Annotated in this window: 18 protein-coding genes; 8 read left to right on the top strand and 10 right to left on the bottom strand. The window is 44.9% G+C overall.

Annotated elements, in window-relative coordinates; all coding sequences use genetic code 11:
• Positions 1 to 35: 35 nt before the first annotated feature.
• The 9 genes from LZG73_RS15290 to LZG73_RS15250 all read right to left on the bottom strand — a co-directional run bounded on the left by LZG73_RS15290 (position 36) and on the right by LZG73_RS15250 (position 11,591).
• Positions 36 to 1,067, bottom strand: coding sequence for a hypothetical protein (locus LZG73_RS15290; protein WP_233851420.1), 1,032 nt, complete (start codon positions 1,065 to 1,067; stop codon positions 36 to 38).
• Between the two features lie 66 nt (positions 1,068 to 1,133).
• Positions 1,134 to 2,162: a ferritin-like protein gene (locus LZG73_RS15285; protein WP_233851418.1), complete on the bottom strand. Its 1,029-nt coding sequence runs from the start codon at positions 2,160 to 2,162 to the stop codon at positions 1,134 to 1,136.
• Positions 2,163 to 2,609: 447 nt separating this feature from the next.
• Positions 2,610 to 3,638 (bottom strand): hypothetical protein, encoded by a 1,029-nt coding sequence (locus LZG73_RS15280; RefSeq protein WP_233851416.1) that lies wholly within the window; start codon positions 3,636 to 3,638, stop codon positions 2,610 to 2,612.
• Positions 3,639 to 3,651: 13 nt separating this feature from the next.
• On the bottom strand, positions 3,652 to 6,981 hold the full coding sequence (locus LZG73_RS15275; protein WP_233851414.1) for an esterase-like activity of phytase family protein: 3,330 nt from the start codon (positions 6,979 to 6,981) through the stop codon (positions 3,652 to 3,654).
• Between the two features lie 155 nt (positions 6,982 to 7,136).
• Positions 7,137 to 7,940, bottom strand: coding sequence for a sensor histidine kinase (locus LZG73_RS15270; RefSeq protein ID WP_233851412.1), 804 nt, complete (start codon positions 7,938 to 7,940; stop codon positions 7,137 to 7,139).
• Positions 7,904 to 8,554 carry a hypothetical protein gene (locus LZG73_RS15265; RefSeq protein WP_233851403.1) on the bottom strand — a complete coding sequence of 217 codons (651 nt, stop codon included), beginning with the start codon at positions 8,552 to 8,554 and terminating at the stop codon, positions 7,904 to 7,906. The genes LZG73_RS15270 and LZG73_RS15265 overlap by 37 nt, the downstream gene beginning before the upstream one ends.
• A gap of 60 nt (positions 8,555 to 8,614) precedes the next feature.
• Complete coding sequence (locus LZG73_RS15260) at positions 8,615 to 9,082, bottom strand: hypothetical protein (RefSeq protein ID WP_233851401.1); 468 nt, start codon at positions 9,080 to 9,082, stop codon at positions 8,615 to 8,617.
• 62 nt (positions 9,083 to 9,144) lie between these two features.
• Positions 9,145 to 10,710 (bottom strand): DUF6734 family protein, encoded by a 1,566-nt coding sequence (locus LZG73_RS15255; protein ID WP_233851399.1) that lies wholly within the window; start codon positions 10,708 to 10,710, stop codon positions 9,145 to 9,147.
• Between the two features lie 224 nt (positions 10,711 to 10,934).
• Positions 10,935 to 11,591, bottom strand: coding sequence for a response regulator transcription factor (locus LZG73_RS15250; protein ID WP_233851397.1), 657 nt, complete (start codon positions 11,589 to 11,591; stop codon positions 10,935 to 10,937).
• A gap of 295 nt (positions 11,592 to 11,886) precedes the next feature.
• On the opposite strand from LZG73_RS15250, the gene LZG73_RS15245 reads away from it, so the two are divergent.
• From LZG73_RS15245 to LZG73_RS15220, 6 genes are all read left to right on the top strand, one after another.
• On the top strand, positions 11,887 to 12,468 hold the full coding sequence (locus LZG73_RS15245; RefSeq protein WP_233851395.1) for a hypothetical protein: 582 nt from the start codon (positions 11,887 to 11,889) through the stop codon (positions 12,466 to 12,468).
• Positions 12,469 to 12,475: 7 nt separating this feature from the next.
• A complete protein-coding gene (locus LZG73_RS15240) occupies positions 12,476 to 13,498 on the top strand; it encodes a serine protease (RefSeq protein WP_233851393.1) in 1,023 nt (340 codons plus the stop codon).
• Positions 13,499 to 14,457: 959 nt separating this feature from the next.
• Positions 14,458 to 15,945, top strand: a complete 1,488-nt coding sequence (locus LZG73_RS15235) for an alpha-amylase (protein WP_233851391.1) — start codon at positions 14,458 to 14,460, stop codon at positions 15,943 to 15,945.
• Between the two features lie 41 nt (positions 15,946 to 15,986).
• The gene (locus tag LZG73_RS15230) at positions 15,987 to 16,247 is read left to right on the top strand and encodes a hypothetical protein (RefSeq protein ID WP_233851389.1); all 261 of its coding nucleotides are present in this window, start codon (positions 15,987 to 15,989) and stop codon (positions 16,245 to 16,247) included.
• A gap of 413 nt (positions 16,248 to 16,660) precedes the next feature.
• On the top strand, positions 16,661 to 17,683 hold the full coding sequence (locus LZG73_RS15225) for a hypothetical protein (protein ID WP_233851387.1): 1,023 nt from the start codon (positions 16,661 to 16,663) through the stop codon (positions 17,681 to 17,683).
• A gap of 64 nt (positions 17,684 to 17,747) precedes the next feature.
• On the top strand, positions 17,748 to 18,092 hold the full coding sequence (locus LZG73_RS15220; RefSeq protein WP_233851385.1) for a hypothetical protein: 345 nt from the start codon (positions 17,748 to 17,750) through the stop codon (positions 18,090 to 18,092).
• Between the two features lie 12 nt (positions 18,093 to 18,104).
• Here the strand turns inward: LZG73_RS15220 and LZG73_RS15215 are convergent, their stop codons facing one another.
• Positions 18,105 to 18,941: an AraC family transcriptional regulator gene (locus LZG73_RS15215; RefSeq protein WP_233851383.1), complete on the bottom strand. Its 837-nt coding sequence runs from the start codon at positions 18,939 to 18,941 to the stop codon at positions 18,105 to 18,107.
• A 119-nt stretch (positions 18,942 to 19,060) separates the two neighbouring features.
• Between LZG73_RS15215 and LZG73_RS15210 the strand changes: the two genes are divergently transcribed.
• Together LZG73_RS15210 and LZG73_RS15205 are read left to right on the top strand one after the other, a co-directional pair.
• On the top strand, positions 19,061 to 19,930 hold the full coding sequence (locus LZG73_RS15210) for a DUF1080 domain-containing protein (RefSeq protein ID WP_233851381.1): 870 nt from the start codon (positions 19,061 to 19,063) through the stop codon (positions 19,928 to 19,930).
• A 31-nt stretch (positions 19,931 to 19,961) separates the two neighbouring features.
• Positions 19,962 to 20,360, top strand: a complete 399-nt coding sequence (locus tag LZG73_RS15205; RefSeq protein WP_233851379.1) for a Dabb family protein — start codon at positions 19,962 to 19,964, stop codon at positions 20,358 to 20,360.
• Positions 20,361 to 20,441 lie beyond the last annotated feature (81 nt).

Below are 20,441 nucleotides of genomic sequence, written 5' to 3'. Positions count from 1 at the left end.
CAACAAGAAATGCTTAACCCAATATTTTTTATCCCCTACACGTTGCCTCGTAAGAAGAATTGCGCCGCCCGCTCTTTCATCTTCTTCTGTAAGTCAGCGGCGCCCGCATTACCCCACATACGCATGACTCTTTCCTTCAGATCTGGTTCATTCTCTGCAAAATCTGGAATTGGCATACGCATTTCTAAGGGTCGATCAGCATCTTTACGGAGCAGTCCATCTGCAATTAGCCCAATTTGCCAGGCTCTGGCCATAGCCAAGTCAACTGGAGATGAGTCCGTAGCAGTCAATGTCGCATCGAGATGTGGTGCCCAATAAAACCAGTCATCAACACTATTCATCGTGTGCTTAGAACGCGCGCAACTGGATGGGTCTTCTGGAAGAAGGTTGGCGCCAAATTTCCAGAATGATTCGAATATTTCATCCTGGGAATTGCCGTAAAACTTCTGAATTAATCTTCGTTGATGTTGCCTGACATATTTGAAGCTATCCAAGTTGTCGGTATTGTGCATGTAATTCGGCCAAGCAGATTCATCACCCTCGGGAAAAACCTGTTGTATCCAAAATTGAAACGCAAGTGCATGCATTCTGTTTACATGTATCTTCGTTTCGTCGCTGGTCATGCACTGAGGTATTGGCAGAAAAAAGTCGTCGACGGCTTGCCAATAGCGGACGTGTTTCTCGTCCGGATCTTCATTACGCTTTATTTCTGAAACTAGAAAACTGTGCTCATCCCCGGCATCCCCTGGAGGGCATCCTTCCTCTATCCATGACTCAATCAGTATTAAGTCCTCCTCAGTTGCCGGCGGTCTATTTTTGGGCATTCTTGGAAAATACGAACCAGGCGTCGGGGGGGTTGCGTCAGAGCCGAACGGAGCTAAGGCCCGAAGCGATTTAATCAGGTTTGATTCAGCAGGTTGACCAATCACAACGAGTTTCAATCCATAAACGGTCAGCTCGACAAACTTGTCACGGTCAATGTCTCTCCAAAATGCGCCATGATTGGGCATAGCTCCGCCACCTAAAATGCGATCAAGGGCATTTTGAACATTTCTGAATGATGTCATATCCTAAGAATTTAAGGTTTTTTCAATTCTGAAGTTTCACTCTATTCATACAAATGATAATGCTTTCTATCGTAGAAGGCGAAAGCAAGGGCCGTAATTACCATTGCCATTGGGAAGTGGCTTTTGCATTAAGCTCACCGCGGGATCCTGTAATGTAAACATTGTAATTATTGCTGTGGACAACTCGCTAAGACTACCGAGCATCCAAGCCGCCTGCAGATGATCTAACATCGTGGTGAAATTTCGGTCAAATTCTTCAATAAGCTGCCAGACAGTTGCATCAGGTACATCGGTCTGCCTATACCCGCCGACTGGCACATCAGCCATAGGCCAAGCGTCGGGAAATGGGACTTCGGCTCCAATAAAATCCCATCTTCCAGTGGATGAATCTTTAAGCATTTTTTTGCCATGGTATATCTCCCCAAAACGGTAGTAGTGTGCTAAATCGCCAGGGCCTGTATCCTCCGGAGATTCCTGAGAACCCTCGCCCTGATGTACTATCAGCTTAATACCATTCTGAACATCAGCCAGAGTTGCAATTTTTTTAAGCCCTAGGGGTCCTTCAAGCTGTCTGGTCGTGTCTAACGGTGGATTTAAGCTTACAAACGCATCAAGTATTGCTGAATAAAATGCGCCAATAGTTGGAAATGTGTCTGCAAAGGCGACTGGCCCACCCTCAGGCAATTCTATTTCCATGAAAATCCTAACTCCCTCTCGATTCAGCCCTCTCAAGGGAACGACCAAAGTAGGATTTATACCACCAGGCAATGGTCCGGGAAACGTTGGTACACCTTCATCCGTGTTTAGGCTAGGCGTCTCGCCTAGTGCTACCAAAAGATTACACATTATTGCCATGTGTAGCATTTCCTCCTTTACAATATCCCTTATAGAAGTTGCGACAGGATTAAATGCTTCTTTGATCGACCAAGTCGCCGTCAGGTATGGTGGCATAGTGGCAAATTCGACTTTAATTGCCTCCCGAATACTCTCCACAAGCCACGCTATGTCATGCCGTTCCTGCGGAACTGCCATTAATTCGAAAATTCTTGGTTGTGAGGCCATAAACTTAATTTGTTTTTGATTTTTCCAATTCAATATTTAATTGCATTGAATAAGATAAATGGCTGGCTTTCTTCAACCATCATCATAATCTAGAAGTGTCTTAACATTCCATGGGCAGTCGATCTTAGATGCTTAAATATCAAAATTCTTTAATACGTGGATATCAATAGAGTAAGTTACTCTGCCGTAGATTGAAGTGAGTAAGTTTAATTAATATGTTTTCCACTAACTATAAAATTCTTAATGATGCAAAGGCGCTAGCTGACAATGCTTGACGTAAATCGTCGAACAAGAAAATAACACTCAATAGTTAACTTAACTTAGGGTAGTTACCATCAGATTTTTAATTACCCTGTTCTAAATATCATTCCCTATTGGGCAGGTTCAACCTTTTGGAAGTTTACGCACCCTCATATCGGTGCACCAGCGTTGAAGATGAATGCTTTTTCTTAACATATTGTGGTTTACGGTGCCAATAAATTAGTCGTCAGTAACGATGGTTAGATCCAAATTTCTCGATTTTGTGTCCGTAGATGGAGTTTTGATGGGAAAACTGATCGGATTAGGATGAATGGCATACTTTACGATCAGAGAGTCTGGGCCCATGAATTTGCCGTTTGCAGCCAGATAAAAGTCTCCAGTAGGAAGGCGTCTGAATTCGGCTTTACCATTGCTGCCTGTCCTTTGCTTCATAATGAAATTTGTGGCCTCTGCTAAAACCGATTTTGCTTGCGCCAGACTACTGAAAATATAAACGTCAATTCCAGCCAGTGCCTGATCGTTCTTAGATTTTACCGATACGGTGTAGAGGACAGGTGCTTCATAGATCCTCATTTCGAGCGGCTGTTGCAAGGTTAAATCTTTCCCTTTTGCGGTTGATTTATAAGCTGGTGAGGCGGATACCACGACGGTATCAACCAATGTGGCGGTCACAGAATCTTTTTTTCCGACAACGTAGTAGTTGTCCTGGCCAAGACCGTGAAAGAAAGCGATTGCTCTCTCATTCGATTTCATAGTCCTAATTGCACCGATCGGTGTCCCTGTTCGTGCCGCTGCTGCCAGGCTTGGATTTGTAAAAACGTAAACATTCATCCCAACAAGAGGGGCGCCGTTCACGTCATTAGTCTTCACTTTGATTAATCCCATGTTGTATTGTGGGCGCAGAATTAAGCTGTCTTTAAATCCGTCCGCATTCGCACTGGCCCTGTATAGGAGAGAAGCGCTGTCTCTGAATTCGCTAACGACTCGTATGCGGTCCTTTTGCCTCGGCTGGAAGATGAAACGGAATTTGCCCTTATCGTCTCCTGTGGTTTTTTGAAGGAAATTTTTGGTGGTATCGCCGTCATACAGGTATACGTCGAGTTTGGGGGCAAGAACGGCGCCCGTTTCCAGCATAGGATCTTTGAGATAGGTCACGCCGTTCAGTTCCTGGTTTTCAAAAACAAGGGCCTTTTCATCGTCACATGCCAGGGTAAGTACCAGAAGCAGGAGGTAATATAACTTTTTCATTGATGGAAGATGGTTAAAACAAGCTGATAAAACGGGTAACAACATTCACATCAATCGCTAATCCCATGAATCCCCTGAATCGGGCGATGTCGAAATCTTTCCGGACGATGCCGTTCACTAGCTCATACTTTTTATCAAAATAGACATTCACGCCGCCGTTGAGGCTCAGGCCCGGTACAATGTCGATACCGGCGCCCACACCGTAGTTTTTGAGAAATTTGTGTCTGACGCCCAAGCCCAGGAAAATGAATGTTTTGCCGCCGAACCCATTGCCACGGCTATGCTGATACGTACTGCCTACGGTGTTCCGGATGAATTTCGATCGCTTTGGTGTACGCGTCACATTGGAAGGACCGAAGTACCACTTGGCCCCTGCGAAGACTTCGAAGTTGTCCATCTCTGTATAAGTCTTGAAGCTGTTCGTCGTATTGTCATAAATCGCCGAAGCCCGGGAACCGAATACATAATTGACGCTGATGAATGGCCAGAACCGTACTGTTTCATAGGTTTGGTATTGGTCCTTCACGACGGGCTTGCCTTCCCCTTCTTCAAAAATTTCGTAGGATATGATATTGGTCCCGAGCGCCGAACGGCTCTCGCTAACTAGTGTCTCCTGGGAACGGTAGACGGGTCCGGAATCCGCAATGTTGAAATCGTCATAGGCTTCTTGGATTTCAGCGAGTGGCGGCTCTGTCTGCTCATTCAGCCATTCTATCATGACTTTACTTGAATTGTACAGATCCACTTCCGCTGGGCAATTTACAGGTAGTGATGCATCCGGTGCAAATTGAGATCTTCCATTTTCGGATTTTTGAAGCCTACCAACGGCCCCCTGCGACTCTTTGAACGCATCAGCCAATGGTTCCAGCTTTAAATCCAACTCGGTCCTGAGTTCTGTTTTAGTCACCTTCTCCTGCGATGTTATCTTCTGCTTGATTGCCAGGTTGTGAACCACGCCGTGGACTACATCCTTTTCATAAACTCTTTCAGGCAATGCATCACCGCCGTTCATTTTCCTGAATTCATCTTTGGCATCATAATGGTTCATCCAATGTATGATGGTGTCACTCGTAGTGTAAAGCAAAACTTTATTGATAATCTGCGCTGTCTGTGCAGTATTAGTCAACCATTTGCCCGTCTCTTCATTACGTTCATTTCCTTTTTCTTTTAATGCCTTTAAGCTGGCAATAGTTGCCACGAGTTCTGTAATGCGGGGTTTGAGCGTTTTTTCCAGATACGGAAGAGAGTCTGCCTGGTTCATTTTTGAGAACTCAGTATACATTTGCAACTGGGCCTCTGCAATGGCCAGCCGCTTGTTCAACTGACTATTAAATTCCGACACGGACACCTTGCTAAACGGATTCAGTTTCGGGCTTCCGCCGGAATACCACAGCCAGGAACGCATCCAGCATGCATTATCCTCTGCGACTCTGGTAGCCAGCGCACACAACTGGGTTTGCGAGAGTTTGATCGTTGCCAGCAGGTCGCATATTTCGCTGTCAATATCCGCCAATTTTCCAGTGTACTTCGGACAATTACACGAACTGGCGGCATTCGTCAAAAGTGATTTCTTCAACTGAAGTCGGTCTATTCTCGTCGCATACCCCCGATACTCGGCATACAAGGTATCAAAAAAATCCTTATCTCTAGCCCAGGATTTGTACTCATCCTTGGTTTGCGTAAAAACCTCTTGCAGGAATTTGTTCTCGACATTTATTTTCGTCAATGTGAGGTTTTGCCGCTCGCGATCATCCGTTGCCTTAGGAATTTTAACCGTGGTAATCCAGAGAGAATCATTGGGAGCTACATTCAGTGCGATCGGCTTTGCGTCGAGTGTGACCGTGTATCGCGCATTACCACCAAGATAGGGATCGTAAAACGTCTTTCTCTGAGTTGCAATTATAGCAGCCGCATGGCTATTGCTTTGATATTGCAGCAATTTCAGGATCGGCGACGTTTCTTTCTGTGATGTAAGAAAGTTGATACTTGTATTGAAACGTCCGTTAAGCACATATTTGGCGGTGTCATATTTGAGCGACCTGACTTCAATATTCACCTGGTCTGATGCTCTGAGAATCCTGGGGGCCTTGGATATCATATTCCCTTCCTTGGCAAATGTAATTGTACTCGGCTTGGGGGGAGTTAGACCCGGCTTGCATCCGCTGAGTTTGCAAATACACATTGCCAGCCTGCACAACAAACCGGTTTTTGGCTTTGCAACTCCTTTTTCAGAACCTTGCGACATACCGCCGGTGAGTATATCTGCTGCCTCTTTACCCTGCGGTTTCAGCATCACCAGTGTGTCACATTCAGTCAAAGTAGTGCTGTCCGAATCCAAGGGGAAATAAATCGAACTCCCCTTATCAGGCTCTTTTTCGCTCAGAACAATAAGCCTCGTTTGCTTAGACCTGTCGTTGTTGTCATCGGAAATAAGATAAATTGTTCGTGAGGAATCGTTTTCCATGGGACCGAACGCCATTCCTTCCAGGTTTCCAGGATTAAGATTATCGGGAGCATTTTTAAAATCGAACAACGTTTCTTTACGGATGATCTTATCTCCCGAAACTTTCCCTAGTACGATCCGCGCTGTATTCGTTTTGATTTCCTGATTATAGCATCTTTCCAATATCAAAAACTGATCGGGCCCGTAAGCAAGAATTTCTGAGACCCCACTGCCATTATTTCCATCAAAAGACTGTTCTTCCCCAAGGCATTCACAGCGGTTAAAATCATAGGTATATTTTTTCTGACTCTTAAAATCGAATGTTGCAGTTTTCACATCGTAACGAACCTTATAAAACGTCGTAAAAGTATCCTTTTTACAATCCGTCGAACGTCCCGATTCGTATGCATACCACATATCATTTGACCCGGGCATGAATGTGAGACTTTCAATACCCCTGTTTTTAGTAGCCGGTTGGGCGCCGGGCTTTGCGGGATACAGCCGGACAATATTATCTTTATCGATTCGGCCGATATAGCTATCGTCATCGTCCTCCACAACAACAAATTCTTTGCCCAGTGTCTTATTGAACCGATAGGACTCCACATTAGCCCGATTTAATTTTTTAAGTGGAACCCAGCTGATCTTGTTGAGATTACCTCTACCTAAATCAGGAGTAAACATATAGCTATTCATTCTATCCGCATCCCGATCCGATACAATAGTCCATTTCTTATCATCAGGATTATAATCGAGCGCAGAAAATCCGCCGACCAATTTCTTATCACACTGGATTTTCAGATAATTAAGGTAGGATACGGTTTTGAGATAAAGCGGACTTTGAGAGACGCACGGTAATGCAAAAGCTGCAAACCACAGCAGTAGTAATATTTTTTTCATAGAGGTGAGATGATTATGCCCTAAGCGTAAATGCATTGCGTTTATTATCAGCAATATTAGCTTTTGCCGAAAATTTTATCCCCGGGTATTTCCCCAATTCTTATTGCGGGTTTCGCGGTAACAATCATGGAAATCATGCACACATTTTCGGCAAATTATTTCCGGCGCGGGATAAGGATAACCACGCTCGTCCCCTTGCCCGCTGCGGAGTTTAATGTACAATGGCCTCCAAGCAAGGCCGCCCGCCGATGGATATTGCGAAGCCCCGACCCGGATTGTGTGAGGCTGTATTCACTCAATTGGTGTATGTTAAAACCGTCGCCATCGTCAATTACTGACAATTCAAATTCCTCCTCGCGGAACGCCAGTTTGACAGACAGTTCTTTGGCATGTGAATGCTTAATGCAGTTCTGGAGAACTTCCTGTACCACCCGGAACACGACAATGTCCTGCTGAGCGCCGAGGGAATAGGGCTCCCCATCAGTTTTAAGTACCGTGTTAAATATGCGCGTATTCCTGATGCGACCCAACTCCTGGGCAATACTTTCGGCCAGGCCAAAATCTTTAAGGAAGTCACTATCAAGACTTTTGCTGATCGCGCGCAGGTCAGAAAGCGACCTTTCGATAAGCCCGTTCGCTTCCCTTACCGATCCGATATTGTCTTCGTTCGGGTTTCCTTCCTCGACACTATTCAGGTGGATTCTCGCCACGGAAAGGAGCTGGCCGATATTGTCATGCAATTCCTCGGATATCCGCTGCATAGTCCGGTTCTGGACTTCAATCTGCACATGCAGAATCGCCTGATCGTAATCTTTCTGCATCTGGCTCTGTTCAAGCCTGTTGCGAAATTGTTTCTTTTGAAATTGGAGAATAACAAAGACGAAAATTGCAACAAAAAAAAGTAACAGGGCTGTTCCCAGTACTATGCTGAAAAGGACTTCTTCCGGGTAGGTTTGCATAGAAATCCGATAATGATCATAAAGTAAAATATCAGGTTTAAGTATTGAGGAACCAGCATAATGGTATTCCTCACCCCGGCATGATGTTTCGCCAGAAAATCACGGAATCCCATAATGAACATATTCCCGGAAAAAAACAGCAGCACCGCAAACGATATCCAGAAAAACGGTATCCGCAGGATAGAATCGACCACATGGTCCGTATTGATGAGCTCCACCAGATATAGAATGGCCCAAATAATCAGGAAAAAACTTTCCAGTTGAAAATCGATGAATTTTTCACTATTGAAAGATCGCGGATGCACCAGGTAGTAGGAAGTTATGACAATTATAAAAACAGGAATTGAAACAAGCATAACCGTTCGTATCGCATGACTTTTCATGTTCGCATAAAAAAGCAACGTGAGTATGATAAATTCAACAGGCTGGAAAATATGATATTGATACCAGTCGTGCGCATGCAAGAATTTACGTTGGTATTCAGTTACCAATTCGACAGAGATCGAACATATCAACAATGGACCCATCAGGAAAAGGCTTTTCCCCAAGTGTTTTCTACGACAAAGAAAAACCATAAGGCATGTGAACATCAATAAATAGTAAAGGATTTTCATACGCCTTATGGTTATTTATACTATTTGCTTAAATCGTCTTGAAAAGGAATTTCATCAGCCTCATGCGGGAGGGTTTGTGGGTCTTTTGAAGAATTCATCGAAGAGTTTAGGATCGCCATCCACGGCAAGTTTAATAGGCCAGGTTTCTTCCGCAGCGGCAAAATCCCCATCATCATCGCTGCGCAGTAATTCCTCACTACCTTCCTTCAAGCCCATCAGAATAACTGTATTTCTGAACTTTTCATACTTCCCTTCAAGCGCAAACAACGCAACCAGGTCACCACATCCTGTTTGTTTTAGGAGCATTTCCAAAGATTTTCTCTGTAAAACCAGCGCAAGATATTCTTTGCTTGACTCAATTTTCGGCCCTTCGTGGCCGAGTTGCGCAGTTGCCACCGAAGCACTTTGAATTCTCTCCTGATAGTTTTTCACCATTCCGACTATTTCGCTTGGGTCAACGGGGCCTTTAAGAGCTACTTGTTTGAACTCTTCGGACAAAAGACTGGGGACAACAATTGCAACTGCCATGGGATTAAATGTTTAAGTGAACAGAAAGGATTAGTAATATTTTTATACTAATAGAATTTTACCTATTCATTGTTAACGACCAGTACGCCGTGAAATGCAAAAAAGCGAACCCTGTCCAATAATAACTCCTCCCCCAGAACAGCGCTATTTTGCTCTTTCAACAGTTCGATGACAGATGCGACCAGGTCACTCACTGTGGTGCCTTTTCTGGCCAACTTGATGACCAATGTGTCGATCAGGTCGATCGGTTGTTCTTTGGGCGTATTTTGTTCCGGGTAGTAGTAGAGCAGCGTCGCAAAATAACCGGGGTTAAGTTTCAGATTGGTCAGATAATGATTGGTCTCGACTTCCAAAAACTCATTACACTCAACCCAATTCCACCGACTTTCAATCAACTTTGCCGATTCCGACCAGCATAATCGCCCTTCCTTCCAGTCCTCTTGCCGTATTGCCGACTGAAACCCCACAAAATCTCGGTACTTTCTCGCCGTGTAATCAGGGTCGAGCGTTGTGAAAAATTGATATCGTTCGAATTCGAAAGCGAAAACATCCTGAACAATTAAAAAATTACTTTCCCTCAGACGGCCTTTCACCTTAAGGATTGCTTCACTGAGTTTCTCAATGGATTCAAAATTCAGCGTCAGGTCCGTTAAAGACCGCCATACACGCGTCGTGCGCTGAAAAAAGTATTTTAATTTTCCGGAAGCATTACTATCGGAGTTATCCGATTGCTGTCGGGGCGCATGTTGTTTCCCTCCACGGAGTGATTTGGCGACGTGGATGCAGTGATGATAAAGTTTTTTGTCAGCGTAATACAGTGTCTTTGCGATGGATTCACAGATGGTTGGATTCGACTTATAATTCATTACATGAATATAATCCGCCCCTCGTGGCAATTGATGAAACTGATTGACCCGATATTTCTTTGAAGGCCCTATCGTGTCTTTGAGTATATATTGAAACGGCAGATCGAGGTGATTTGCCAGGCTTTTGAACATGCATTGTTCGATAAAGATGTTATCGAAGCCGTCGGGCAACAGATCCAGATGCTGTGCATTACTGATTAAAAATTCAATGACTTCGCAGTACAATTGTTGAAAGAATCCGAAATGTGCACCTCCTGCGATTCCGGCATTAACAGCCAGAGCGGATTCAGGTTTGACATTTAAATACGTTGGGACGTAAGTAAAATGCTGCTGGATCTGCGCCAGACACGTTGTGTAATAGGGCAGATTAGTTTCTTGATTTTGAGCAACCAGGGCCGCATTCTCCCAGCTTTGGTCAAGCTTTTTTAAAAAATAGACATCATTGTCAAAATGGATGAAAGGTTCCTTCACAAGCGAATATGCATATAGTTTATTGAGCGACCAATACCGGTCAAAAAGCGGTCTCACGTCGGCATCGATGCGGTCGGCTTCCAAGCATAGGTCAACTTCGGTATATTCCAATCCCAACCGGTCAACGACAATGTCGAAGCCGGTCGAGTTGGTATTCAACCGCACGGGCAAGCCCTGCTTTTTCAGGAAATGGTGACTGAGCGATATGCTGAACAACGCGAATTTTTCATCAGGCCAGTTTCCTTGAATCCGATCGTAATTTTTGAACCAGGTGGACTGAACCAATTTCATGATAAATCGCGCTTAAAAAGAATTTGAAGGTGCCCAAAATTATGCCTTACCAACTCCCGTATAAACCGGAAATTCACCGTATCCATACCGTATTAAACCTGTAATTCATGGTGTAATTATCCTTGGGGCGTTTACTCTATCAGGAAAAGCTCGTGGGTCAATAGAGAATTCGGAGAAATACGAATACCGGAAAAAGCATTGAACTGATCGAAAATAAAATAGACTCAGATGTTTCCAAGGCTGACGATATTCAATTTGATCGCCTCCAATACCATTCCAACCCGGCTTTTGATATTCATTTTCAGGAATACCGATTCGCGGTAGCCATCGACGGTACGCGGGCTTACACACATTTTATCGGCAATTTCCACGTAGGTCAGATCGCTGCATGCCAGTTCAATAAATCGCTTTTCACGGTCATTCAGCCCCAGCTGGTCAGCCGGATTGCCGTTACTTTCCGTAGTAAGGCTTTTAATAAGCTGGCTTGTAACGAAATCAGTGTAGTAGAATCCTTTTTGCGAAACGGATTCCAGTGCATGTTTGAGTTCCTGCGGCTTGCACCCTTTCAACAAATATCCACCGGCACCATTGCGAAGCATTTTAATGATTGCCTCTTCCTTATCATTCATCGAAAGTGCAAGCACCTTTATCTCGGGATAATTGGATTTCAACCAAAACGAAACTTCATAACCGTCCATATCGGGCATACTTACGTCAAGCAATACGATATCGGGGATCATGTTGATTTGGAGTCGCTGAATTAATGCAGCGCCACTTGAAACTTCGAATATGACGTCATATCCCTCGAATTTTTCGACAAGTCCCGAGAGTGCCTTGGCCATGAGCTCATGGTCGTCGACAATGGCGATTTTAGTTTTCATGCAGTACTGAGGAGAGGATTAAGGCGTGTTTACAAATTTAACCGAGTTATCTAAAAAACAAAGCGAAACCTGAAATTAAAATGACCGTTTGCCCAATAACCAGAGGTATATTGATCACGGTCACCGTTCACTGCATTATTATTTTCTCTTTCCGACGAATCAACGTACGATTTAAGGGGAAATCACCCGCCTTATTACGGGTTAATTCTCCTTTTGATCAGACCGATAGCACGCTAGTTTTGCCACAGCCCGGTACATCAGTTTACAATGCTTTTCGAATCAAAGAAGAATCATCATGAAACAGCTAATTCTATTTGCTAACCTGCTTTTTGTCTTGGGAACTAGTGTAAGCAAATCATGTAGCAGCCAGGTTCCAACAACCCCGGACTCTCTCAGAATTGAAAATCTATTGTTTAAGCTAAGTATTCTGAACGACAAACGTACAGGGACTTCTATCATAGAAGAGGGGGCCAATTTATATATTTCTCTTTCGATTACTAACCTGGGTAAACAGGAGGAAAAGCTTTGGAATTGGGACTATCCCTTAACCAGTAGCGATTTCTTCACCGTGTACCGGGTAGATACGGTAAAGAGAGATACAATCAACCTGGGCAAATCATTTGAATTGTCCGCCAATACAAAAGATTTAATCAGACAACGAATTCCACCCAACTCAGAATTGCTATACCTGGTCGCCTGGCTGCCAGCCGGGCAGTTTACCATGCCCCTATCGGATAACAAAGCTCAGCCGCTACGCCGATACAAATCCGTTGAGCCACCCAAGGAAAAACTTAAAATCGGGAAATATTTTACTACCGTTCGCATAGAGCTTAACGGCAAATCGCAAATTCTATCTAAGGTGTTCCACGTTAAATAAATGACAAATGAAAAAAGCAGTCTCTTTTATCATGCTGCTGCTGGCTTTTAGCTGCAGCACGAAATCCGGCCGCACCGACCTAGCAACAGATACGCTGATCGACACATCCTACGTAGATTCTGCCTCCGGGGGGGACCCGATGGCAGAAATGGCAGATTCATTCGGTTCCTCCGAATTACCCCAGCAAATAGACCTTCCAAGACTTAAATCCATTAGACGTGACCGTAGCCCGGAAAGACAGCCGCCTATCGTGGGCGGTGAAACAATCCCGATCAACCTGATTCCCTGGCAGGTTCTTTTGGAATTCGACGGAGATGACATTTGTGGAGGGTCGATCATCGCGGACCGATGGATAATTACGGCATGTCATTGTGTGTCATCAATCAATGACGTAAACCAATTAGCCATATTTGCCGGCCTCACTAATAAAAGACAAGATAAGCTGACGGCGCAAAAAAGGCAGGTTGTTCAGATAGTCAGGCACGATGGCTATGATAGAAACAATCCTAATTCCGCCTTCGATAACGACATTGCATTGCTGAAGCTGGACAGAGCACTTGATTTCGGCGAAAAAGTAACGCCAATCCGGCTTGCAACACCAGCCGACGAAAGGGCAGGCATCACCTCGCCAGATAAAAAAGTAAGGGTTTCCGGTTGGGGAGTAACCACCGAAAATGGAACCCCATCCAATCCCGTAAGATTTGTAGACATCGACGTGATCAGCAATACCATTGCAGCTTCCCAATACAATCGTCCACTTTTGGTCACGCCGAACATGCTGGCTGCCGGAAATCCTAGGGGTGGGCAGGATGCCTGCCAGGGTGACAGCGGAGGCCCGCTGGCGGCAAATTTTAACACAAACAATCCTGTTCTGGTAGGTGTAGTGAGTTATGGAGAAGGATGTGGAAGAGCTAATTATGCCGGTATTTACACTAGGGTATCCAAATACATAGAATGGATTCAGCAAACAACAAACATCGGTATTGCCGGCGGATCCGACCGGAGAACCATAGCGCGCGCCGATCAATAGATTCGCCTACGTGCCAGGATTGCGTAGGAAAACATCGCTTACTATTATTAAATGGTCTGCTTCCCCAGGTTGAGCTGCTCCAACCTTCCTAGAATCTCTCGGTACGTCTTCCGAATGGGTATTTTGGAAAAGGGCTTAAGAATTTTCCAGACTAGACTGCCGAAGCATTAGAAATTTATTGTAAGCAGATCAACTGGTGGCAATCGAACGGATACGTGCTGATTATCGACTGGATGTTTCCGGTGTTTCTATCAAGTTTCTTCGGTGGCTCCAGATCGCTAGGCTTGAAAATGTTTATCGATAGGTCGAGGATATAGGGATGATATGAGGGATGACCTCTACACTCGGAATAAATTTGAACCTTTGCCAAAAATTTAATTAGGATGCTTAAAGTGAAATTCAAGACATGGTTTTCGCAGATAACTAATCATTCCTTTGCTGGAATGACCGTCCGTGGCAGTGCTTCCGTTGACTAAGGCTAAATGTCTACAAAAAGCAGTGTTATTGCGGTTTGAGATCGGGAATATTATTTACCTAAGTATTTCTCAAAATCTGCTGAAAATTCCCTGTCGGACGCCCAAATTTGGATAAAAAATCTTGCCGCTGGACCGCCAATCTTTTCAGAAAATCAACTTGCTTAAATCCAATTTTTAGCAAAATTTCCACGATTTACGCACACCCCTGTTTGACTTGTGAAATGAATAGGTTAACTTTGACTGATAGTCGAAGCATTTCCTTTGATTATCAGTTAGTTAAACTATTATTTATAGGCGGGAAACAGGCATGTTTCGTGCATCATGGAACGCTTTTTTAGGATTTTTTACTAGGTTGATATTCAATTAATTAAGTCAACCGTTCGAATCCCTCTCTACCTACAGCCTCCCCACCCCCCCTGGCCAGGTTTTTTTACCTCCCCCATAAAAGACACCCAAACGCCAACTCTATCAACACAATCAAGAATGGAAAATTTTACGATGTTGCAATTTTTTGAATGGTATTATCCGGAGGATGGGAGCCTTTGGAATCATTATGCAGCAGAGGCGCAGCGGCTTAAATCTCTTGGATTCGATGCAGTTTGGCTGCCGCCTGCACACAAAGGAATGGAGGGGGGCTCGGCATCGGGATACGATTCTTATGATTTGTACGACCTCGGGGAATTTGATCAAAAAGGCTCAGTAAGAACCAAATACGGAACAAAAGACGAGTTGATCGCTGCCATCAAAGCCGGACAGCAGGCTGGCTTGCAGGTTTATTCTGACATCGTGCTCAACCACATGGGCGGCGCGGATGAGAAGGAGGTCGTTACCGTTCGAGAGGTTACGCCTGAAAATCGCAACGAGTTCGTTAGTGAGCCGAGGGAGATTGAAGCATATACGCGATTTACTTTCCCCGGTAGGGGAGGAAAATATTCCCAGTTCATATGGGACCATCAATGCTTTTCGGGTGTGGATTACAATGCTGCGACGCAGGAAACGGCGATTTATTCTATCCAAAACGAATATGGTGACGGCTGGCAGGATGTGCTTGATCTCGAAAATGGCAATTTTGATTACCTGATGCTCTCGGATATCGATTTCCGAAATCCGCACGTGCGGGAAGAATTGAAAAGATGGGGTGAGTGGTATTATGAAACCGTCGGCATGGACGGCTTCCGTCTCGATGCAATTAAACACATGGACCCGCAGTTTTTTGTGGAATGGCTCGACCACCTGCGCAACAAATACAACCGGGAATTTTACACGGTTGGCGAGTATTGGGCGCCTTACGATCTGCCCGCCATGCATGAATACATTGAAGCAACTGGGCACAGGATTTCACTTTTCGACGCACCTTTGCAAGCGAATTTCTTTCGAGCTTCCAAAGAGAGCAGCAGTTTTGACCTAAGGGCAGTTTTTGAAGATACATTGGTGCAAACGCACCCCGGACTTGCGGTTACGCTCGTAGAAAATCACGATACACAGCCCTTGCAATCGCTTGAACAAACTGTGGAGCATTGGTTCAGGCCGCTTGCTTATGCGTTGATTTTGCTAAGGGAGTCGGGTTATCCATGTGTGTTTTACACAGATTTGTACGGTTCAAAATATGCCGATAAGGGGAATGATGGTGAACTGCACGACGTGACATTGGAGAAGCTGGAAGGATTGGAAGCATTGCTTCACATCAGAAAAAACATGGCCTACGGTCAGCAAACTGATTATTTCAAAACGCAGGAAAGCATTGGTTGGGTTAGGGCAGGGGATGAGGAGCATGAGAATTCGGGCTGTGCTGTCGTGCTGTCAATCGGTGGCGAAACCGCGCGAGCTATGCAGCTTGGCGAGAAGCATGCGGGTAAAACGTTTGTCGATTATATGGGGCATTTTGATCATGAAATTGTCATTCAAGAAGACGGATGGGCCGAACTTCCCGTCAAAGGCGGCTCCGTTTCGGTGTGGGCATTGAAAGTCTAGGCGCAATCATATTAACTTTTAACAGGGATATTTATTTAAAAATGGCGAAAAAGAGCAGTTTGAAAGAGAATTACCAAAAGCTGCACGATTGGTATGAATACCGGGCAGAGGAAAACACCGGGTCATTAGAAAAATTACAAAAGTTGCTTTCCGAGCTCGATAGAAATGTGGAGGCATCTGAGGCCTATGAAAAGGATATCGACGATCTCGAATCACTGAAATTTATTTACGAAACGGGCATCCGAAAGTTCGAAAGTCAGGTGGATAAATACAGGGACTTGATCGAAAACTTTGAAGCATAGCATTGGTTTAAATAAAAGACGAAAGCGAGGTTAGCATAGGCTGACCTCGCTTTTTTACATTCAAACATCCGAACGGCCGTATCTAAACGTTGCAGATTTCTCCATAATTTGAAATCGCAAATGGCAACAATCTCTAACATTCAACTCAGCTGTCTCTCCTCCTTGTAACCGAGTGTGATATCTCGTTTATGGCAAGCCCGTCCCCACATTCGGTCTTACATCCGGTGCAAATGCGTTTATAATGGCGAAAAGCAGCGCTTAAATAAAGAATTCTTCGCAAAACGCAGCACATGGCATGATTTCTTACTGCGACCCGCGAATGTTCCAACGCCTTTGTTTTAAACTATCAAAATGGTCTTGGACTTTAAGCATCTTAAAAAAACTTTATTCTTCATTACAACAACAAACACCAAATGGAAACCAACATTTTATCTCATCAGCAAACCTACGCGCAGCCAAGCTTTTTGAAGCGGATCTCGTGGAGTGCAGTTTTTGCAGGCGTACTAATAGCACTCGTAGTTCAAATGCTGTTATCATTATTAGGACTCGGCGTCGGGCTCAGCACGATTGACGCTGTAGAAGAACAAAATCCAGCGGCGGGCCTTGGCATGGGAACGGCAATCTGGTATATCATCAGTAGTCTGGTCTCGCTTTTCATTGGCGGCTGGATCGCCGGGCGACTTGCCAGTGCTCCGCGCACTTTCGACGGCATCATTCATGGCGTGCTAACATGGTCACTTGTAACGCTTTTAACAATTTACTTTCTGACAACGACGGTTGGTAGCATTATTGGCGGCGCAGGCAGAATGCTGGGCGGACTTGTTAAATCTGCTGGTTCCGCCGTTGCTTCGGCAGCGCCGGGTGCGGCTGACAAAGTGCAGGAACAATTACAGGCCAGCGGGATTAATTTGGACGATCTGAAAGGTCAGGTGACACAGGTTTTGCGCCAAACCGGAGATCCTGCGCTGAGCCCAGACGCGTTGGGAAATAAGGCCGAGAATGCAGTGGATCAGGCTAAATCAACCGGAACAAATGCAGCTTCAAATCCGCAGGCAACAGACGAAATGGCAAGCGGACTGTTCAAAAAGCTTTTCAAGGAAGGACAAAGCACGATTAGTCAGGTTGACCGCCAGGATGCGGTGAATGTGGTCATGAAACAAACGGGCAAGAGCCAGGCCGAATCTGAGCAGATTGTCAACAACTGGATCAGCACTTACAACCAGGCGAAGGTGAAAATTGATCAAGCCAAGGAACAGGCAGAAGTGAAAGGCCGTCAGGCAGCGGATGATGCTGCGTCGGCCGCATCGAAAGCTGCGATATTTGGATTCATAGGATTAGTAATTGGTGTAGCGGCGGCAGGCTTCGGAGCCAAAAAAGGAACCGAGTCAAAAGACGAAGACAGCAAGTACGACCGTCCGGTTCACGCGACTGTTTAAGGGTTTCGGGATAACGTATGCTTACATGCGTTATCCCATTTTTTTGTTCAAAACAAATTGTCATATGAAAAGCCTTTCGGATACAACCGCTCTACTCGAAGAAACCATTTCCCAGCTAATGGGAGAGCAGGAACCGATTACACCACAAGCCGGAGTCGAGCTCATTGATCAATGGACAGGGCCGCTTTCTGAGGCGGAGAATACGCTTCCTATTGCAGAAGCCCTCCAACAGCTCAAAGGCTTACTGGCTGCGAACCCTTTAAATACGGATGCAGTCATTGGCCAAATGGGTGAAGTGGCGGCGAAAGTTGCAATGCTAGCGCCGGATATGGGCACGGAAGGCGAAATGCCTTCGCTGCTGAATGCTTTGTCAACAGCATTGCGAATGTCTCCCGTGGATCTCGAGTAACACGTCTTTTTTTTAAACCCGCATCCGAAAGGAGATTGGCGTAGTGCCTGTATATTTCCTGAATTGTTTGCAAAGATGGCTTTCATCCGTGTAACCAAATTCATCCGCTATCTCGCTCAATGTCAGTTGACTGTAAAGTAACCTTGCTTCGATGAGTTTGATTTTATGCTTAATGATAAACTGCTTGACTGATTCACCCGTGTGCTTTTTAAAAAACAGGCTGATATAAGCCGGCGCATAATGAAAGGTCTCGGCCAAATGCTCAATGGTCAGGTCTTCCGGGCGATAAATGTGTTGCTTAATGTAGATCAAAATCGCCTCAATCGAATCTTTTAAAACCGGCCTGCTCTGGGTTTGACTAAACAGGTTGCGCGCAAGAATAATCAGCATGCTCCGCATCAAGCTATCGCGGATCACTTCAAAATATTGCGACTGATCATTTGCAGATTCGGCTTCCAGAACCGCAAGCAAATGATGCAGTTTTTGCTTCTCCTGCTTATCCACAACAATCGACCCGCGGCTTTGCGACGACGTATTCAGCAATGCCCTGATGATCGGCTGCCAGGGATGGTCCTTGTCGTCCGGCAACTGCTTATGGAGCGATTCATTGAAGCGGACAAAGCTGAATTCGGTCAGTTCCGCAATTTCAAAATGATGGAAATCCTCCGGCCCTAGCAAAAAAACATCTCCCTCATCATACTGAAAAGCATTGCCATTGATGCGATGCACACCATTCCCTTTCAGTATAAAAATGATTTCAAAATACGTATGCTTGTGAACTGAATGCACCCACGTTGCCGCGTCAAAATGGTAAATGCTGAAAGGGGTGTGAAGAATGTATCGTTTCATTGTGTGCCAAGAATAACATAAACCTACCAATTAACAATGGATTTTTACAATAGAGTGCGTTGCGTGATTTCTAAATTTGCCAATGAATAATTATTTACACTACAGGTTTATAAGAAAATATGAAACGAACATTTCTACTCCTCACAGCAATGGTCGGCATTTGCGCACTTTTCTCCATGCGCACAGCTGACGAATGGACTCCACTTTTGGATAAAGATCTTACCCAATGGGAAAATTATCTAAGCTACGCGCACAAGCCAGGTTATAATGGAAAAATACCAACTGACAAAAGCGGTGCTCCCATTGCGCCCATTGGCTATAACAAGGACAACGGAAAAGTTTTCTCTGTGCTGAATGAATCCGGCGGGCCCGTGTTGCACGTCAGCGGCGAAGTCTATGGCTGTCTGTTTACGCGTAAATCATACAAGAATTACCACCTGAAACTTCAAGTGAAATGGGGGCAAAATAAGTTTGAACCCAGAAAAGACAAGCTGCGTGACTCCGGCATTTTATATCATTCCAATGGCGAAGCCGGGGCAGAATATTGGCGTTCGTGGATGCTTTCGCAGGAATTTCAGATCATGGAAGGGCATATGGGCGATTTTTGGTGCCAGGCCAATTCTGCAATTGACATTCGTTCATTCCAATCCGAAGGTGTTATGAACCGCGTTGCAGATCATAAGCAACCTTTTGGAACATTCAAAACAGGCTCGGATTACTATTGCATGCGCTCGGTTAATCACGAAAGCCCTGCTGGCGAATGGACAAACCTCGAACTCATTTGCTTTGAAGGCAAAAGTCTGCACATTGTCAACGGTAATGTGGTGATGGTGCTTAACAACTCGCGTTACATTACGCCCGATGGGAAAGAGGTTCCAATGATCAGTGGTAAAATCCAGTTGCAAAGCGAAGCTGCGGAAGTGTTTTACCGCGATGTATTGATCAAAGAAATAACTGCATTGCCAAAAGCGTACGAAAGCCTATTTTAGAATAAATTATTTTCATTCAATTAAGAAACCAATGAAGCAGCAATCGAGAAGGAATTTTGTTAAAAGCAGCCTGGGAGCTGGCCTTGTTTTAGGTTCAACCGGCGAACTGGCGGCCAAGGACGTTTTTATACACCACGTTTTGTTTTATCTCAAAAACCCTGGAAATGCAGCCGATAAAGACAAGCTGCTGGAAGGACTGAACAAACTCGCCAAATGCCCCACCATCAAAATGGTGCACATTGGCACGCCGGCAGCAACAAACCGCGATGTGATCGAACGCAGTTATGCTTATTCATGGCTGTGCTTTTTCGACAGTCCAGCCGATGAAGAAGCCTATCAAAAACACCCGATTCACGACGATTTCAGAAATAACTATGCGCATTTGTGGGAAAAAGTGGTGATCTATGACGCCGTAGGGCCAAAGCGTTAATATTGAAGCATTGCGTTTTGAAGATGCTCGGCTAACCGACTGTATTTGATCAAACTGGCACAGTTTTACTATGCGGCCGTA

It is taken from the genome of Dyadobacter sp. CY326, from assembly GCF_021390515.1.
Lineage (GTDB): Bacteria > Bacteroidota > Bacteroidia > Cytophagales > Spirosomataceae > Dyadobacter.
The sequence above is the reverse complement of the archived record's forward strand: the minus strand, read 5'-3'. Positions and strand labels throughout refer to the sequence as shown.

Coding starts and splice junctions, on each gene's coding strand:
- LZG73_RS15245 (WP_233851395.1), top strand. CDS start 11,887: ATGAAACAGCTAATTCTATTTGCTAACCTGCTTTTTGTCTTGGGAACT.
- LZG73_RS15225 (WP_233851387.1), top strand. CDS start 16,661: ATGGAAACCAACATTTTATCTCATCAGCAAACCTACGCGCAGCCAAGC.
- LZG73_RS15210 (WP_233851381.1), top strand. CDS start 19,061: ATGAAACGAACATTTCTACTCCTCACAGCAATGGTCGGCATTTGCGCA.
- LZG73_RS15250 (WP_233851397.1), bottom strand. CDS start 11,591: ATGAAAACTAAAATCGCCATTGTCGACGACCATGAGCTCATGGCCAAG.
- LZG73_RS15220 (WP_233851385.1), top strand. CDS start 17,748: ATGAAAAGCCTTTCGGATACAACCGCTCTACTCGAAGAAACCATTTCC.
- LZG73_RS15270 (WP_233851412.1), bottom strand. CDS start 7,940: ATGCAAACCTACCCGGAAGAAGTCCTTTTCAGCATAGTACTGGGAACA.
- LZG73_RS15280 (WP_233851416.1), bottom strand. CDS start 3,638: ATGAAAAAGTTATATTACCTCCTGCTTCTGGTACTTACCCTGGCATGT.
- LZG73_RS15230 (WP_233851389.1), top strand. CDS start 15,987: ATGGCGAAAAAGAGCAGTTTGAAAGAGAATTACCAAAAGCTGCACGAT.
- LZG73_RS15260 (WP_233851401.1), bottom strand. CDS start 9,082: ATGGCAGTTGCAATTGTTGTCCCCAGTCTTTTGTCCGAAGAGTTCAAA.
- LZG73_RS15265 (WP_233851403.1), bottom strand. CDS start 8,554: ATGAAAATCCTTTACTATTTATTGATGTTCACATGCCTTATGGTTTTT.
- LZG73_RS15255 (WP_233851399.1), bottom strand. CDS start 10,710: ATGAAATTGGTTCAGTCCACCTGGTTCAAAAATTACGATCGGATTCAA.
- LZG73_RS15215 (WP_233851383.1), bottom strand. CDS start 18,941: ATGAAACGATACATTCTTCACACCCCTTTCAGCATTTACCATTTTGAC.
- LZG73_RS15205 (WP_233851379.1), top strand. CDS start 19,962: ATGAAGCAGCAATCGAGAAGGAATTTTGTTAAAAGCAGCCTGGGAGCT.
- LZG73_RS15235 (WP_233851391.1), top strand. CDS start 14,458: ATGGAAAATTTTACGATGTTGCAATTTTTTGAATGGTATTATCCGGAG.
- LZG73_RS15240 (WP_233851393.1), top strand. CDS start 12,476: ATGAAAAAAGCAGTCTCTTTTATCATGCTGCTGCTGGCTTTTAGCTGC.
- LZG73_RS15290 (WP_233851420.1), bottom strand. CDS start 1,067: ATGACATCATTCAGAAATGTTCAAAATGCCCTTGATCGCATTTTAGGT.
- LZG73_RS15275 (WP_233851414.1), bottom strand. CDS start 6,981: ATGAAAAAAATATTACTACTGCTGTGGTTTGCAGCTTTTGCATTACCG.